At 73.6% G+C, this 16,254-nt stretch carries 11 protein-coding genes; 2 read left to right on the forward strand and 9 right to left on the reverse strand.

Going from position 1 to position 16,254, the window contains the following annotated elements; translation table 11 throughout:
* Window positions 1-61: 61 nt before the first annotated feature.
* Window positions 62-2,809 carry an SCO5717 family growth-regulating ATPase gene (locus ACZ4NB_RS23515; RefSeq protein WP_467664436.1) on the forward strand — a complete coding sequence of 916 codons (2,748 nt, stop codon included), beginning with the start codon at window positions 62-64 and terminating at the stop codon, window positions 2,807-2,809.
* 587 nt (window positions 2,810-3,396) lie between these two features.
* Here the strand turns inward: ACZ4NB_RS23515 and ACZ4NB_RS23520 are convergent.
* From ACZ4NB_RS23520 to rimP, 9 genes are all read right to left on the reverse strand, one after another.
* Entirely contained in the window at window positions 3,397-4,353 is a 957-nt protein-coding gene (locus ACZ4NB_RS23520; protein WP_467664438.1) for a bifunctional riboflavin kinase/FAD synthetase, read from the reverse strand.
* A 172-nt stretch (window positions 4,354-4,525) separates the two neighbouring features.
* A complete protein-coding gene (locus ACZ4NB_RS23525; protein ID WP_467664440.1) occupies window positions 4,526-8,191 on the reverse strand; it encodes a trypsin-like peptidase domain-containing protein in 3,666 nt (1,221 codons plus the stop codon).
* 239 nt (window positions 8,192-8,430) lie between these two features.
* Entirely contained in the window at window positions 8,431-9,360 is a 930-nt protein-coding gene (gene truB, locus ACZ4NB_RS23530) for a tRNA pseudouridine(55) synthase TruB (RefSeq protein WP_467664442.1), read from the reverse strand.
* Window positions 9,357-9,812 carry a 30S ribosome-binding factor RbfA gene (gene rbfA, locus ACZ4NB_RS23535; RefSeq protein ID WP_042149527.1) on the reverse strand — a complete coding sequence of 152 codons (456 nt, stop codon included), beginning with the start codon at window positions 9,810-9,812 and terminating at the stop codon, window positions 9,357-9,359. The genes truB and rbfA overlap by 4 nt, the downstream gene beginning before the upstream one ends.
* Before the next feature lie 66 nt (window positions 9,813-9,878).
* Window positions 9,879-10,172 (reverse strand): DUF503 domain-containing protein, encoded by a 294-nt coding sequence (locus ACZ4NB_RS23540; RefSeq protein WP_393493688.1) that lies wholly within the window; start codon window positions 10,170-10,172, stop codon window positions 9,879-9,881.
* A 126-nt stretch (window positions 10,173-10,298) separates the two neighbouring features.
* Window positions 10,299-13,385, reverse strand: a complete 3,087-nt coding sequence (gene infB / locus ACZ4NB_RS23545; RefSeq protein ID WP_467664444.1) for a translation initiation factor IF-2 — start codon at window positions 13,383-13,385, stop codon at window positions 10,299-10,301.
* Between the two features lie 176 nt (window positions 13,386-13,561).
* Entirely contained in the window at window positions 13,562-13,840 is a 279-nt protein-coding gene (locus ACZ4NB_RS23550) for a YlxR family protein (RefSeq protein WP_384442781.1), read from the reverse strand.
* Between the two features lie 141 nt (window positions 13,841-13,981).
* Complete coding sequence (gene nusA, locus ACZ4NB_RS23555; protein ID WP_393493694.1) at window positions 13,982-14,983, reverse strand: transcription termination factor NusA; 1,002 nt, start codon at window positions 14,981-14,983, stop codon at window positions 13,982-13,984.
* A gap of 2 nt (window positions 14,984-14,985) precedes the next feature.
* Window positions 14,986-15,537: a ribosome maturation factor RimP gene (gene rimP / locus ACZ4NB_RS23560; RefSeq protein ID WP_467664446.1), complete on the reverse strand. Its 552-nt coding sequence runs from the start codon at window positions 15,535-15,537 to the stop codon at window positions 14,986-14,988.
* Window positions 15,538-15,696: 159 nt separating this feature from the next.
* On the opposite strand from rimP, the gene ACZ4NB_RS23565 reads away from it, so the two are divergent.
* Window positions 15,697-16,200, forward strand: a complete 504-nt coding sequence (locus ACZ4NB_RS23565) for a hypothetical protein (RefSeq protein ID WP_467664448.1) — start codon at window positions 15,697-15,699, stop codon at window positions 16,198-16,200.
* Window positions 16,201-16,254 lie beyond the last annotated feature (54 nt).

The following is a 16,254-nucleotide window of genomic DNA, read 5'->3' on the forward strand; positions in this document are numbered from 1 at the left end:
GAACGATCCGCCTGTATCCGGTCCTGCCGTTCAGGTGCGTTGCAGTACACCAGGAGGCACAGTGAACGAGCAGGAGGCTTTCCGGCCGGACGGAAACGATCCTGACGACGACCAGTCCGAGTTCGACCTGACTGGCGAGTTCAAGATCGATTTTGCCGCTCCGGCCTGGTACGCGAGCAACGACACCAGTGGCGGCGCGAGCGCCACGGCCTCTCCCTCGGCTCCTCCTGCGCCTTCACCGACCACTCCGCCCGCCGCGGCGCAGCCCCCCGGGCCGCCCACGGGCCAGCCGATGGCGGGGCCCGCACAGGGTGCGCCGGTTCCCGGAGTCGCACAGCAGGGCGCGCCGGCGGCCCCGGCGCCCGTGGACGCCGCGCCGCCCGGTTTCCCGACGCTGCGCCCGCAGGACGACGGTGGCGCCGCACCGGCCGCCGCTCCCCAGGCCGCGCCGGAGGCTCCCGCGGACACCGCGCCGGCCGCGAACAGCGACGCTGGTTCGGGCAATCAGCGTTCGGGCACCGTCGACCCCTCGGCCTCGCTCTGGGACGACGACGAAGACGACGAGCCGAACGCCGCCACCTCGGCCGAGCCGGAGGCCGCGCCGTCCGAAGAGGCGGCGCAGCCGGAGGTCGCACCGGCCGACTCCCCGGCCCAGGGCGCCGCGCCGGCCGCTGAGGCCACTGCCGCTGCCCAGCCGGGCCCGGATGCCGCGGCGCAGCCCGCGCAGCCTGTGCAGGCCGCCCAGGGCCAGCAGCAGCCGCAGGGGGCGCCGCAGCAGGGCATCCCCCAGCAGCAGGGCGCACCGCAGCAGACCGCCCCTCAGGGCGTTCCCCAGCAGGGCGTGCCGCAGCAGGCGGCGCCTGTGCAGGGAGTGCCGCAGCAGGGCGCTCCGTGGGGTGCCGCGGCGGACGGTCAGCAGCAGGGCGTGCCCGGGCAGGGCGGACTGCCGCCGCTGCCGCCGGAGTTCCAGCCCGCGGACCCGCGGATGGCCCAGGCCCAGCAGCAGGCCGGGCAGCAGCCCCAGGCCGCCCAGCAGCCCCAGCAGGGCCACCCGCAGGCACCGGTCCAGCAGCAGCCCCAGCAGGCCCAGCCGCAGGCCGGTTACCCGCAGGGCCAGCCCCAGCAGCAGGCCGGCTATCCGCAGCAGGGTCAGCAGGCGCAGCAGCAGGGCGCATACGGCTATCCGCAGCCCGCGTACGGGTACCCGCAGCAGGCCCAGCAGCCGGCGCAGCACCCGCAGCAGGCACAGCAGCACCCCAACGCCCCCGCGCAGCAGGGTGCGTACGGCTACCCGCAGACCGGTGCGCAGGGCTACCCGCAGCAGGGCCAGCAGGCGCAGGCCGGGTACGGCCAGCAGCAGGCGGCGCAGGCACAGCAGCAGGCCGCCGCGCAGCAGGCCGCTCAGGCCCAGCAAGCGCAGCAGGCCCAGCAGGCAGCTCAGGCCCAACAGGCCCAGCAGGCAGCTCAGGCGCAGCAGTACCAGCCGCTCCCCGGCCAGCAGGCCGGTGACCCGAACGCCGCGGCGAACTACGCCTCGTACTCGCAGCCGGGTCAGCAGCAGCCTCAGCAGCGTGCCGCCCCGGGTGCCCCGCTCGGCTACAGCGCCGCCGTCGAGCTGACCTCCGACCGGCTGCTGCGCAACCAGCCGAAGAAGCGCAAGCCCGGCGCCAACGCCCAGCCGTCCAAGTTCAAGCTGGGTGCGAAGAAGGAGGAGGCCGAGCGGCAGCGCAAGCTGGAGCTGATCCGTACACCGGTGATGTCCTGCTACCGGATCGCCGTGATCAGCCTCAAGGGCGGTGTCGGCAAGACCACCACGACCACGGCCCTCGGCTCCACGCTCGCCTCCGAGCGGCAGGACAAGATCCTGGCGATCGACGCCAACCCCGACGCCGGCACGCTCGGCCGACGGGTGCGCCGCGAAACCGGTGCGACGATCCGTGACCTGGTGCAGTCGATCCCGCATCTGCACAGCTACATGGACATCCGCCGGTTCACCTCGCAGGCCCCCTCGGGTCTGGAGATCCTCGCCAACGACGTCGACCCGGCCGTCTCGACGACCTTCAACGACGACGACTACCGGCGGGCGATCGACGTCCTCGGCAAGCAGTACCCGATCATCCTCACCGACTCGGGTACGGGTCTGCTCTACAGCGCGATGCGCGGCGTCCTCGACCTCGCCGACCAGCTGATCATCATCTCCACCCCGTCCGTGGACGGTGCGAGCAGCGCCAGCACCACCCTGGACTGGCTCTCCGCGCACGGCTACGCGGACCTGGTGCAGCGCGGTATCACGGTCATCTCCGGTGTCCGCGAGACCGGCAAGATGATCAAGATCGACGACATCGTGTCGCACTTCGAGACCCGCTGCCGCGGTGTGGTCGTCGTCCCCTTCGACGAGCATCTGGCCGCCGGTGCCGAGGTCGACCTCGACATGATGCGGCCCAAGACCCGCGAGGCGTACTTCAACCTCTCCGCCCTGGTGGCCGAGGACTTCGCGCGGGCGCAGCAGGCGCAGGGCATGTACCCCCAGCAGCAGATGGGCGGCGACCCGTACGCGCAGCAGCAGTACGCCGCCCAGCAGGGGCACCCGCAACAGGGACACCCGCAGCAGGGCCAGCCCCAGCAGGGTCAGCAGCACCCGCAGCAGGGTCAGCCGCCGGCCGGCTACCCGCCGCAGCAGGGTGGTTGGACCCAGCAGCCCGGCCAGCCGCCGGCCCACTGGCAGCAGCAACAGCCCGCCCCGGACGCTCCTGCGCCGGAACAGCCGGGCCTGGGCCAGGGCTGGCAGCAGCAGCCGCCTCCGCAGTGAGGCGCGCCTAGCGCGATACGGGGCGGGCCCGGCACCGAACAAGGTGCCGGGCCCGCCCTGTTATGGCGTTGCGCCCGTTATGGCGTTGCGCCCCGTTGGGTGTTGCGCCCCGTTGGGCGTTGCATCCCGTATGGCGTTACTTCCCGTACGCGTCACACCGTATGGCGCGTCACACCACGTCATACGCCTTACCACGGCATACGTCGAACGAGCGAACCGGTGTCGGCCGAACTCTGCCTGGAATCGGCCGAGTTGGCACCAGGAGAGGGAGCGGAGTACCGCGCTTCAGGCGCGCGACCGCACTGCGACCGCGACGCGACCACTCCACTACACCCGCCCACCCCCCTGAAAGGGGGGTGGGCGGAGGGGAAAAGAAACACGCAGGAAAGAAACACGCGGGGACAAGAACACGCGGGACAAGAACACGCAGGACCAAGAACACGCGGGACAAGAGCATGCAGGGACACGAGCATGCAGGGCCAAGACCACGCCCCAATGTGCCCACAGGAAAAAGCCCGCCAGGGAACAGAACCCGCGACAAGGGAACACCCGGAAAAGGAACTCCCGCCAAGGGTGTCGGTGGCCCCTCAGTCGGCCGTGACCGCCGCCGCGATGAGTCCGCGGGCCAGCTTCACATCGACCGCCATCCGCTCCAGCAGGGCGTCGAGCGTGTCGAACTTCTCCTGGCCGCGGATGTAGGCGAGGAAGTCCACGCCGACGTGCAGCCCGTACAGGTCCAGGCCGACGCGGTCGATGGCGTACGCCTCGACCGTGCGCTCCTTGCCGTCGAACTGCGGGTTGGTGCCCACCGAGACGGCCGCCGGCATCGCCTCGCCCTCGACCTGGAGCAGGCCCGCGTAAACGCCGTCGGACGGGATCGCGGTGTGCGGCAGGGTCTCCACGTTGGCGGTCGGGAAGCCCAGTTCACGGCCGCGCTGGGCGCCGCGCACGACGACGCCCTCGACGCGGTGCGGCCGCCCCAGGACCTCCATCGCGCCGGCCACATCGCCCTCGGCGACCAGCCCGCGGGCGAGCGTGGAGGAGAACGGCCTGCCGCCGCCCGCCGCGCCGCTCGCGTAGAGGTCGACGACCTCCACCGTGTAGTCGTAGGTGGCGCCGAGTTCGGCGAGGGTGTCGACGTTGCCGGTCGCCTTGTGCCCGAAGCGGAAGTTGGGGCCCTCGACGACGATCCGCGCATGCAGCTTGTCGACCAGCACCTTGGCCACGAAGTCGGCGGGCGCCAGCTTCGAGAACTCCTTGGTGAACGGCAGGACCAGCACCGCGTCCACGCCCAGATCGGCCATCAGCTCCGCGCGCCGGTGGTGCGGCGCGAGCAGCGGCGGGTGGGTGCCGGGCCGTACGACCTCGCTCGGGTGCGGGTCGAAGGTGACGACCACCGCCGGGATCCCCAGCTCGCGGGCCCGCTCGACGGCCTTCCCGATGATCAATTGGTGGCCGCGGTGCACTCCGTCGTACGAGCCGATGGTGACGACGCTGCGTCCCCAGCCCTCGGGGATGTCCTCCAAGCCACGCCAGCGCTGCACTGTGCCCGCTCCTCGCCCGAACTCTTGGTCAGTCCTCTGCGCCATGTCGGCATGGCGCAGGTCTAAGACTGCCATGCCGCGGGTGGTGCTTCGTGCGAAGGGTGGCCCAGCGGCCGTCCGTCGGGCCCGCGCGGACCGGACCACGGCGTTCCGGTTCCCGCCGGGACGCCGGTCAGCCGGGGGTCGCGGCGAGCGTCGCCCGGGCGCCCGGCCCCACCACGGCGGCCCACTCCCCCGGCTCGGCCGCGACCCAGTGCCGGAGCCGCTGGGCGAAGCCGGGCACCCGGTGCCCCAGCTCCACCAGCTGCCGCTCCAAGCAGGCCGCCCCCTCCGGCGTACGGGCCAGCAGCGTCCCGGTGCGGTGCACCAGCTCCCGGGTGCGGGCCTCCGGCCGCCGCTCCGCGCCCTCGGCGGCCGCCCGCAGCAGCGCCTCCAGTACCCGGGTGTCCGGCTCGCCCCCCGGGTGCCCAGTACCCGGCGCCGCGCCCGACGCCTCCCGCGCCAGCAGCACCTCCAGCAGGTCGCGGCGCAGCGGGGCGGAGTCCAGGGAACCCGGCTCGGCCAGGACGGCGGCGAGCGCACAGCGGACCGCCGCGGGGTAGCCGGTCAGCAGTTCCACGGCGAGCGGGCCGAGCGCGGCGCGGGCGGCCGGTCCGCGTTCGAGCCGGTGGGCGACGAACTCGGCGACCGGCCGCGCGGCGCGGTCCGGGCACCGGCCGGCGAAGGCGCGGACCAGGGCGGCGGCGTGCCCGGCGAGCTCCGGCGCGTCGAGGCCGGCCAGCATCCGCAGCAGCGCCGCCGCCACCGGCGGGCCCGATCCCTCGACCAGCCGGGCGCGAAAGGCGGCCAGCACCGTTTCGGGGTGGTCGGCGAGGGCGCCGGTGAAGGCCGTCGGCGGCAGCTGCGGATCGCCCGCCACGAAGCGGGCCAGCGCCCGGTCCAGGAACCAGGGGCGGGTCACCGGATCGCCCACCAGCAGGGCGAGCGCGGAGCCGTGGTGGGCCTCGTCGGCGGCCCGCGACAGCAGCCGCAGGGCGGCCTGGCGCAGCATCGCGCGGTCGGCGTCGGTGCTGGCGTACGGGGCGACCCGCAGGCCGTAGGACACGGCGGCGAGGCGGCGCTGGGGGCGCTGGTCGTGCGCCCAGCGGCCGACGGCCCGGCACAGCGCCGACGGCTCGTCCTCGGCGAGCGCGTCCAGCAGTTCGTCGCCCCTGGGGTGCGCGGCCGCCACCAGCGCCTCCAGGAGCCCGTCGAGCGCGCCCCGGCGGTGGGTGTGCAGCAGGGCCTGGGCGGCCACGGCGACGGTGACCTCGCGGGCGACGGGGCGGGGCCGGCCGTCCGCCGCCGCACCGGGGCGGGGCAGCGGGCGGGGGTCGTCGAACCAGCCGCACAGCAGGGGCTGGATGCGCCGGGGGCAGGCGCGCAGCAGATCGGCCGCGGCGTCGAGGAAGCGCGCCGGCCGCGGCTCGGCGGGCTCTTCCGGCGGTGCCTCCTCGGCGGTCTCCCCGGGGGCCGGGTGGACCCGCACCCGGGGCGGCTGTGCGAAGGGGTGGCGGCCGGCGGGCGGGGCGGCGGCGGGCGGCCGGACCGCCCCGGCCGGTGGCCCGTCGGCCGGGATCAGGCGGCGCAGCAGATCCATCCGGTCCTCCTCCGGGAGCACCAGCCGGGCCCAGAACCACGGGCTGAACGCCGTCAGGTCCGTACGGTCGAAGCCGCCCGCCCTCAGGGACCGCTCGGTGATCCGGTCGGCGAGCAGCCGCAGCACGCCGGTGTACGGGGTGGCGTCGGGCGCCCGGAGCAGTGCGCCGGCCAGGACCTGCGCGGCCCACCGGCGGCCGTCCGCGGCCTGTCCGCCGACCGGTTGGGGGGCGGTGGCGAGCCGCACCAACTCGGCGAGCCGAAACGCCAGTTGTACCGTTCCCCGGCGCCGGGCGAGCAGCAGCAGGGCCTCGATGGCCGGGCCGATGCGATGCCCACCGGGGACGGGCAGCAGATCGACGTCGGTGTGGGCGCCCTGCAGCCACTCCGCGAACTCCTCGTGGGCGAAACGGTATCCGGGGCCGGCCGGGACCAGTAGCCCCTCGGCGAGCACCGCGCCGGCCCAGCCGGTCTCCCGGGGGAAGACCTCCTCGAAGCACGCCGGCTCCAGCGCGCCCGGCCCGGAGCCCAGGCAGCGGCGAGCCGCCTCGTGCACCTGGCCGGCGACCCGGGCGGCCAGGCGGCGCACGGCGGTGCCGCGCGGCGCAGCCGGGCGTGCGGCCGCGATCCGTACGGCGATCCGCAGGCACACCAGGTCCAGATAGGCGTCGAAGATCTGGTGCCGGTCGGGGGCGCCGATGGCCGCCGGCCCGTCGGGGCGCGGCTGGGCCGCGTCGCCCTTGGGGAGCGCGGCCTGGACCTCCGCGAGCAGCCGCAGGGTCAGCGGGTGCCGGGCGTCCGGCGCGGCCGGTGCGCCGGGCGGCAGGCCGTAGAGGCCGCGGGCGCGCTCCGCCGCCTGTCTGGAGAGGTCGCCGATCCCGGCGCAGGCGGGCAGCGCGGGCAGCGGGTGGCGGGGGTGGTGCAGCAGGCCGGGCGGGAAGAGCGCACCGGCCCGCTCCCAGTACTCGGGGCGGCAGGCGACGACCAGCCGCACACCGGCCGTGCGCAGCCACTCGGCCGTCGCGGCGGTCCATGCGGCCAGCCGCTCGGGCTGCGCCAGCCGCGGCGGCATCTCCTCCGGCCCGTCGAGGAGCACCAGCAGCGGGCGGCCGGACGCGGCCGCCAGGTGGGCGAGCGCGTCGGGGGTGGTGTCCGCCGGGTCGCCGGCCGTGGGGCCCGAGGCGGCCAGGGTCCGGCCCGCGTCGCGCAGCGCCCGTGCGACCGCGTCGCGTACGCCGTCGTCGTCGGCCCGCAGCTCCGCGCCGCGCAGCCGGACGGTCGGCGCCGCCTCCGGGCCCGCGGCGCGCCGGGCGGCGAGCCGGGCCAGCTCCGTGCTCCGCCCCGTGCCCGGGTCCCCCACCAACGCCAGCACCAGCGCCCTGGGCTCCTTGTCGCCTCCCAGGAAGTGCGCGAACTCGGCCCGTACGTCGGGGCGTTCCACCGGTTCGCGCCACCGGCGCGGCCGCTCCGCCGCCTCCGCGCAGACCCCGGTGAGCCGCAGCGCGCCGGCCGGGTTCAGCTCGTCGCCGTAGGCGGGAACGGTCGCCGCGTTGCGGGCCAGCAGCGCGGCGAGCGCCCCCTCGGGCGCGGCGTCGGCGGCCGCGCGCAGCCCGATCGCGAATCCGCCCGCCCGGCGCCCGCTGTGCAGCGCGGTGCCCAGTACGCCCAGGACGACGCCGGTGCGGGCGTCCAGCACCGGTCCGCCGACCGCCGGGCCGCCCAGCCGCAGGGCCTCCCGGCCGCCCGCGCACAGGCTCAACTCCAGGGTGTCGTCGAGGAGATGGACCCGGTCCGTGGCCGTGTACGCCACCCCCGAGCCGGGTCCCACGACCGTGCCGTCCAGCCAGCCGCCCGCCCAGAGCCGTGCGGGGGTGCCCGCGGCCGGGCGGCGGGTGGCGAGCGGCAGCGGCGCAAGGCGGCGCTGCCGGAAGCCCTCGGTCCGCAGGAGGGCGAGGCCGGTCTCCGGGAGGGAGGTGACGGCGTCGGGCTCCACCGGTCGGGCCCATCCGGCGGCGCCGGTGGCCGTGGCGGTGGAGTGCAGCATGGGCTGCAGCAGCAGCCGCTCCGCCCCGTCCACCGCCTCATGGCTGGTGACGACCGTGCCGTCGTGGTCCGCGAGGAACCCCGTACCGCGCGTCCGACCTGCCAGATCGCGGATGCGCACCAGTGCCATGTCCGCATCGGCGGCCAGCAACGCCATTGCCGATTCCTCCTGCCCGGTCCCGTACCCCGACGGTAGGCAGGCGGTGATCGTCTCGGCAGGGCGCGCGGTGAACGCGCCCCCGTCCGCGCCTTGATTCACTCCGAGCGCCTGACCGAATGAGTGAATGGGCCGGACGCCCTGGATAGAGATCAAGCGGAGGGGGATGGTGGAGCGCGGGCCGGTGCTCCGTGCCTGTCCGGACGGCCCGCGTTCCACCACCATCCCCCGGTGAGCCGCTAGAGGGCGAACACCGCCAGGCTCTTGGCCTTCCCGCCCTGGTTCTCCACCAGCGCCAGGAACCGCCCGTCCGGACCGAAGGCCGCGACGGGGCCGTCGCCCTCGAAACGGGGCATGGCGATCCGCGCGCCGTTCAGGAGCAGCCGGGCCTGCGGCTCGGTGACGTCCCAGCGGGTGAACGCCGCGTCGGCGGCCTCGCCGAGCGGCATGATGGGCAGTCCGCCGCCCTCGGGGTCGTCCACCGCGGCCTGCAGCTGCTCCAGGGTGCGCGCCCGGTCCAGCTTGTACGGGCCGACCCGGGTGCGGCGCAGCGCGGTCAGATGCCCGCCGACACCGAGCCCGGCGCCCAGGTCGCGGGCCAAGGCGCGGATGTAGGTGCCGGAGGAGCACTCGACGGAGACCAGCAGATCGGTCACCGGGGTGCCGTCCGCCGCCTCCGTCTCGGTCACCGAGTACACGACGAACGAGGAGACGGTCACCGGTCGCGCCGGGATCTCCACGTCCTCGCCGTCCCGGACCCGCGAGTAGGACCGCTTGCCGTCGATCTTGATGGCGCTGACCTTCGACGGCACCTGCATGATCGCGCCGGACAGCTCGGCGACGCCCGCGTCGATGTCCTCCCGGGCGAGGCCGTGCGCCGCCTTGGACGCGGTGATCTCGCCCTCGGCGTCATCGGTGACCGTGGTCTGGCCCAGCCGGATCGTGCCGACGTACTCCTTCTCCGTCAGCGCGAGGTGCCCGAGCAGCTTCGTGGCCCGCTCCAGGCCCAGGACGAGGACGCCGGTGGCCATCGGGTCGAGGGTGCCGGCATGCCCGACCCGGCGGGTGCGGGCCATACCGCGCATCTTCGCCACGACGTCGTGCGAAGTGAAGCCGGACGGCTTGTCGACGATGACAAGACCGCCCGGCTTGTTGCTCTCACGCTTCATTCTGCCGCGGTGCCCTCGTCGTCCTCGTCCTCGCCCGGCTTGCGGTACGGGTCGGCCTCGCCGGCGTACTGGGCGCCCGAGGAGACCTCGCGCACCTTGGCGTCCGAGGCCCGCGCCTTGTCGAGCAGGTCCTCGATCGTCTTGGCGTTCTCCGGCAGGGCGTCCGCCACGAACGCCAGGGTCGGCGTGAACTTCGTACCGGCCGCGGCGCCGACCGCGGAGCGCAGGATGCCCTTGGCGCTCTCCAGCCCGGCGGCGGCGCTGGCGCGGTCCTCGTCGTCGCCGTAGACCGTGTAGAAGACCGTAGCCTCCCGCAGGTCGCCGGTGACCCGGGTGTCCGTGATGGTCACATGCGAACCGAGCCGCGGGTCCTTGATTCCGCGCTGCAGCTTCTGGGCGACCACCTCCCGGATGAGGTCCGCCAGCTTCTTCGCCCGCGCATTGTCGGCCACTGGTCCGTCTCCTTCTTGTCTTTCACAATTGTGCTTCCACCGGCGGCGACGTGCCCCGCCATCGGGTCAGTCGTCATCGCCGTGCAGCCGCCGGCGTACCGACAGCAGCTCCACTTCGGGCCGTGCGGCGACCAGGCGCTCGCAGCGGTCCATGACTTCGGTGAGGTGCCCGGCGTCCCCGGAAACCACCGCCAGGCCGATTGTCGCCCTGCGGTGCAGATCCTGGTCCCCGACCTCCGCGACGCTCACCGCGTATTTGCGGTGCAGCTCGGCGACGATCGGGCGGACGACGGAGCGCTTCTCCTTGAGCGACCGTACGTCGCCGAGAAGCAGGTCGAAGGACAGCGTCCCTACGTACATGCAAGACGGGTCAAGCCACCCGCGGGGCCTTAGGTGTACGTGTCATTTCGAACCGTACACGCAACGGCCGGGGCCGATCGACGGAGTTTGCGCTCCGCCGACCGGCCCCGAACCCTCGCTGCGTGATCAGCCGCGCGGCTTCTCCCGCATCTCGTAGGTCGCGATGACGTCGTCGACCTTGATGTCGTTGAAGTTTCCGAGGTTGATACCGCCCTCGAAGCCCTCGCGGATCTCGGTGACGTCGTCCTTGAAGCGACGCAGACCCTGGATGTTGAGGTCCTCCGCGACCACCTTGCCGTCGCGGATGAGGCGCGCCTTGGTGTTGCGCTTGACCTCGCCGGAGCGGATGAGCACACCCGCGATGTTGCCGAGCTTGGACGAGCGGAAGATCTCGCGGATCTCGGCCGTACCGAGCTCGACCTCCTCGTACTCCGGCTTGAGCATGCCCTTGAGGGCCGCCTCGATCTCCTCGATCGCCTGGTAGATGACCGAGTAGTAGCGGACGTCGACGCCCTCGCGCTCGGCCATCTGCGTGGCGCGGCCTTCGGCCCGCACGTTGAAGCCGATGACGATCGCGTCGGAGCCGGACGCCAGGTTGATGTCCGTCTCGGTGACCGCACCGACGCCGCGGTGCAGCACCCGGATGTCGACCTCCTCGCCGACGTCGAGCTGGAGCAGGGAGGACTCCAGGGCCTCGACGGAACCAGAAGCGTCACCCTTGATGATGAGGTTGAGCTGCTGGACCTCGCCGGCCTTGAGCACCTTGTCCAGGTCCTCCAGCGAGACACGGCGCGTGCGCTTGGCGAAGGCCGCGTTCCGCTCGCGGGCGGCGCGCTTCTCGGCGATCTGACGGGCCGTGCGGTCCTCGTCGACGACCAGGAAGTTGTCGCCGGCGCCCGGGACGTTGGTCAGACCCAGGACCAGGACGGGGGTCGACGGACCCGCTTCCTCGACGTTGTTGCCCTTGTCGTCGAACATCGCACGGACCCGGCCGTACGCGTCACCGGCGACCATCGTGTCACCGACGCGGAGGGTACCGCGCTGGACGAGCACGGTGGCCACGGCGCCGCGGCCACGGTCGAGGTGCGCCTCGATCGCAATACCCTGCGCGTCCTGCTCCGCGTTGGCCCGCAGGTCGAGCGCGGCGTCCGCGGTGAGGACCACGGCCTCCAGCAGGGATTCGATGTGCAGACCCTGCTTGGCGGAGATGTCGACGAACATGGTGTCGCCGCCGTACTCCTCGGCCACCAGGCCGTACTCGGTCAGCTGACCGCGCACCTTGGTCGGGTCGGCACCCTCGACGTCGATCTTGTTGACCGCGACCACGATCGGCACGTCGGCCGCCTTGGCGTGGTTGAGGGCCTCGATCGTCTGCGGCATGACACCGTCGTTGGCCGCCACCACGAGGATCGCGATGTCGGTCGACTTGGCACCACGGGCACGCATGGCGGTGAACGCCTCGTGACCGGGGGTGTCGATGAAGGTGATGCGCCGCTCTTCGTCGTTGACCTCGGTCGCGACCTGGTAGGCACCGATGTGCTGGGTGATGCCGCCGGCCTCGCCCGCGATGACGTTCGTCTTGCGGATGGCGTCGAGCAGGCGGGTCTTACCGTGGTCGACGTGACCCATGACGGTCACCACCGGCGGACGCGCGACGAGCATCTCCTCGCCGCCCTCGTTCTCACCGAAGTCGATGTCGAAGGACTCCAGGAGCTCGCGGTCCTCCTCCTCCGGGCTGACGATCTCGACGACGTAGTTCATCTCGTCGGCGAGCAGCTGGAGCGTCTCGTCGGAGACCGACTGCGTCGCGGTGACCATCTCGCCCAGGTTCAGCATGACCTGGACCAGCGACGCCGGGTTGGCGTTGATCTTCTCCGCGAAGTCCGTCAGCGAGGCACCGCGCGACAGGCGAACCGTCGCACCGTTGCCGCGCGGCAGCATGATGCCGCCGACCGACGGGGCCTGCATGGCCTCGTACTCCTGACGCCTCTGCCGCTTCGACTTGCGACCGCGACGCGCGGGACCGCCGGGACGGCCGAACGCACCCTGCGTGCCACCACGGCCACCGGGGCCGCCGGGACGACCGCCGAAGCCGGGACGACCGCCACCGAAGCCGCCGCCGCCACCGGGGCCGCCGCCACCGGGACGACCGGCGAAGCCGCCGCCGGCACCCGGACGACCGCCGCCGCCACCGCCACCGGGACGACCGGCGAAGCCGCCGCCACCGGGACGACCGCCGCCACCGGGGCGACCGGCGCCACCGGGACCGCGACCGCCGCCGCCGGGGCCCGGACGCGGGCCGGCAGCCGGACGCTGCGGCATCATGCCCGGGTTCGGACGGTTACCGCCGCCGGGACGCGGGCCGGCGGCACCGCCGGGAGCCGCACCCTGCGGACGGGGCATGCCACCGGGGGTCGGACGTGCGCCGCCCTGGCCCTGGGGACGGGGACCACCCTGGCCGCCGCCCTGCGGACGCGGGCCGCCGGGGCCGCCCTGGCCGCCGGGACGCGGGGCGCCACCGGGACGGGGGGCCTGCGGACGGGCCATGCCCGTGGAGCCGCTGGAGGTGAAGGGGTTGTTGCCCGGACGGGGTCCGGACGGACGCGCACCGGGACGCGGGCTGGGGCGCTCGCCACCGGGACGCGGGGCGTTGCCACGGCCCTGACCGCCCTGACCGGGCGCCGGACGGGCCGGACGCGGGCCGGGGGTACCGGGGCGGGGAGCCGACGAGCCGGCGGCGGGAGCGGCCGGCGCGGACGGCGGAGCCTGGAACTCGGGCTGCGCGGGGGCGGCCGGAGCGGGCTTGGGGGCCGCGGGGCGCGCCGGGGCGGGGCGCGGGCCCGGGGTGGGGCCGGCGGCGGGAGTGCTCTTGGGTGCCGCGGGGGCCGGTGCCGCCTCGGAGACGGCGGGGGCCGGAGCCGCGGGGCCCGGCTTGGGGGCGCCCGGCTTCGGGGCAGCGGGACGTGCCGCCTGCGCCGGAGAGGGCGCCGACGGCTTCGCGGGGGCCGACTTGCGCGGCGCCGCGGGCTTACCGGCGGCGCGGCCACTGCCGCTGCCTGCCTGGAAAGCGTCGGTCAACTTGCGAACAACCGGCGCCTCGATCGTCGAGGACGCCGAACGGACGAATTCACCAAGTTCTTGGAGCTTGGCCATGACGACCTTGCTCTCAACGCCGAACTCCTTGGCGAGTTCGTATACCCGGACCTTAGCCACTTCGCTCCTTCTAGGTCCGGGGTGTCCACCGGACCGTCGCTACTTCATGGGCGTACTCATCGCGTACTCATCGAGTGCTCATCGCAATCTCGACCTACTTCCGACTCGCGAGGTACCTGACCGCACGGTTTTCCGTGCGCTGTGCGTTTCTTGCTGTGCGTGATGCAATGGCGCCTTCAACCGGCGCCCCGTTCGAGGAACCGACGCAGATCCGTCGTGTCGAACGGTCCCCGGCCCCGAAAGGCCCGGGGGAACGCCCGGCGGCGAACCGCCAGGTCGAGGCAGACCAGTGTCGGGTGCACATAAGCACCCCGGCCGGGCAGCGTACCGCGAGGATCGGGGGCACACTCACCCTCGATCTGCACGATGCGCAGCAGATCGCCCTTGGCCGCTCGCTCCCGACATCCCAGACACGTGCGCTCAGGGCATGCGCGGGCATGCGTCCGGCCAGACACTGCTTAAGTCTACCTCCCCGCGCCGACCCGACCCCTATGGGGTAAAAGGCCGGCCCGCTGCTCAGAATTCCCGGCCGAGCGCCGCGGCACCACCGATTTTCCCGGAGGGCCGCGGCGCCGGGCCGGCTACCACGTGTGATCTCAGTGCTGCGGTGCGTGCTGCTCGGTGTCCGGGCGGATGTCGATCCGCCAACCGGTCAGCCGGGCGGCGAGCCGGGCGTTCTGCCCTTCCTTGCCGATGGCCAGAGACAGCTGGTAGTCGGGGACGGTGACCCGGGCGGAGCGCGCCGCCAGGTCCACGACCTCGACCTTGCTGACCCGGGCCGGCGACAGCGCGTTGGCGACCAGCTCGGCCGGGTCGTCCGACCAGTCCACGATGTCGATCTTCTCGCCGTGCAGCTCGGCCATCACGGCGCGCACCCGCCCGCCCATCGGCCCGATGCACGCGCCCTTGGCGTTGAGGCCCGAACGGGTGGACCGCACGGCGATCTTCGTGCGGTGTCCGGCCTCGCGGGCGATGGCGGCGATCTCCACCGAGCCGTCCGCGATCTCCGGCACCTCCATGGCGAAGAGCTTCTTCACCAGATTGGGGTGGGTGCGCGAGAGCGTGACGGACGGCCCGCGCACGCCCTTGACCACCCGGACGACGTACGACCGCAGCCGGGTGCCGTGGGCGTAGTCCTCGCCGGGGACCTGCTCCTGCACCGGCAGGATGGCCTCCAGGCGGCCGATGTCGACCAGGACGTTCTTGGGGTCCTTGCCCTGCTGGACGACGCCGGTGACGACATCGCCCTCCCGCCCGGCGTACTCGCCGAAGGTGATCTCCTCCTCGGCGTCCCGCAGCCGCTGCAGGATGACCTGCTTGGCGGTGGTCGCCGCGATCCGCCCGAAGCCCGAGGGGGTGTCGTCGAACTCGCGCGGCTCGGCACCCTCCTCCAGGTCCGCGATGTCCTCGGCGTTCTCCTTCGCCCACACCGTCACATGGCCGGTGCTGCGGTCCAGCTCCACCCGCGCCCGCCGGCGGCTGCCCTCGGTGCGGTGGTAAGCGATGAGGAGGGCCGACTCGATCGCCTCGACCAGCAGGTCGAACGAGATCTCCTTCTCCCGCACCAGACCCCGCAGGGCACTCATGTCGATATCCACGGCTACGCCTCCTCCTTGTTCTCGTCGATCTTCTCGTCGGGCCGCGCGTCGCGCTTGTCGGCCTTGTCTGACTTACGGCTGAATTCCAGCTCCACCCGCGCCTTGGCGATCTCGTCGAAGGAGACCCGGCGCGCGGTCGGCTTGCGCCCCTTGACGCCCGGCACCTCAAGGTCGAGTCCCTCGTCGTCGACGGCGGTGATCCGGGCCACCAGCTCGCCGGCGCCTGCCGCGTCGGTCAGTTGGGCCTTGATGAGGCGGCCGACGGCGCGGCGGTAGTGCCGCAGCTCGGTCAGCGGCCGGTCGGCGCCCGGTGAGGTGACCTCAAGGGTGTAGGGCGCGCCGCCCATCGCGTCGGAGTCGTCCAGGGCCTGGGATGCCTCGCGGCTGAGCTCGGCGCACTCGTCCAGCTGGACGCCCTCGTCGGAATCGACCACGATCCTCAGCACCCGCCGCTTGCCTGCCGGTGTCACCTCGATCTCTTCCAGATCCAGGTCTCGCGCGGCGACGAGCGGTTCAAGCAGTCCGCGCAGCCTCTCGCTCTGGGTCGTGCTCATCCGGGTGACTCCTCGGCCGCGTGTGCTGTTGTGGGTAGGTCGCGTGTCGGGTCAAAGCCTATCGGTTCCGGCGGGGTACTGACGATTCGGTGGGTCGTCACGGATACTCTCGCCTGCGGTGATCACGACGGAAGACCCGGGAAGTGCAACGTGCCGAAAGTGGCGCTCACGCGCAGATGGACCCTGCTGGCCGGCGCCGCCCTCGGGGGCGCCGCGCTGCTCACCGGCTGCGCCGAGGACGACGGACCCGACCGTGCCGAACACTCCTCGGCCGCCGACCGGCTGCGCGAGCGCTCCGCCCGCGACAGCACGGCGCTGCTCGCGCGCTACGACGCGACGCTCACCGCGCACCCCGCCCTGGAGGAGCGGCTGCGCCCACTGCGCTCCGAAGTGGCCCGGCACGCCCGGGCGTTCACCGACGACGGCGCCGCCCCCTCCCCCAGCGCCTCGCCCTCCCGGGGTGCGGCGCACGAGGTCGCCGCACCCGCGGTGCCCGAGGACGAGAAGGCCGCCCGCGGCGCCCTCGCCGACGCCGAACGCAAGCTCGCCGACGGCCGGGCCAAGGACCTGCTCGCCGCGCCGCCCGAGCTGGCCCGGCTGCTGGCGTCGGTGGCCGCGGCCGGCGCGGCCCACGCGTACCTGCTGACGGACCCGGCCGCATGACGGACCTCGGCACGGCGGCATCGGCACCACGGACAGTGACCAGCGAAGGGGCGT

The organism is Streptomyces sp. NPDC026575 (assembly GCF_055567415.1).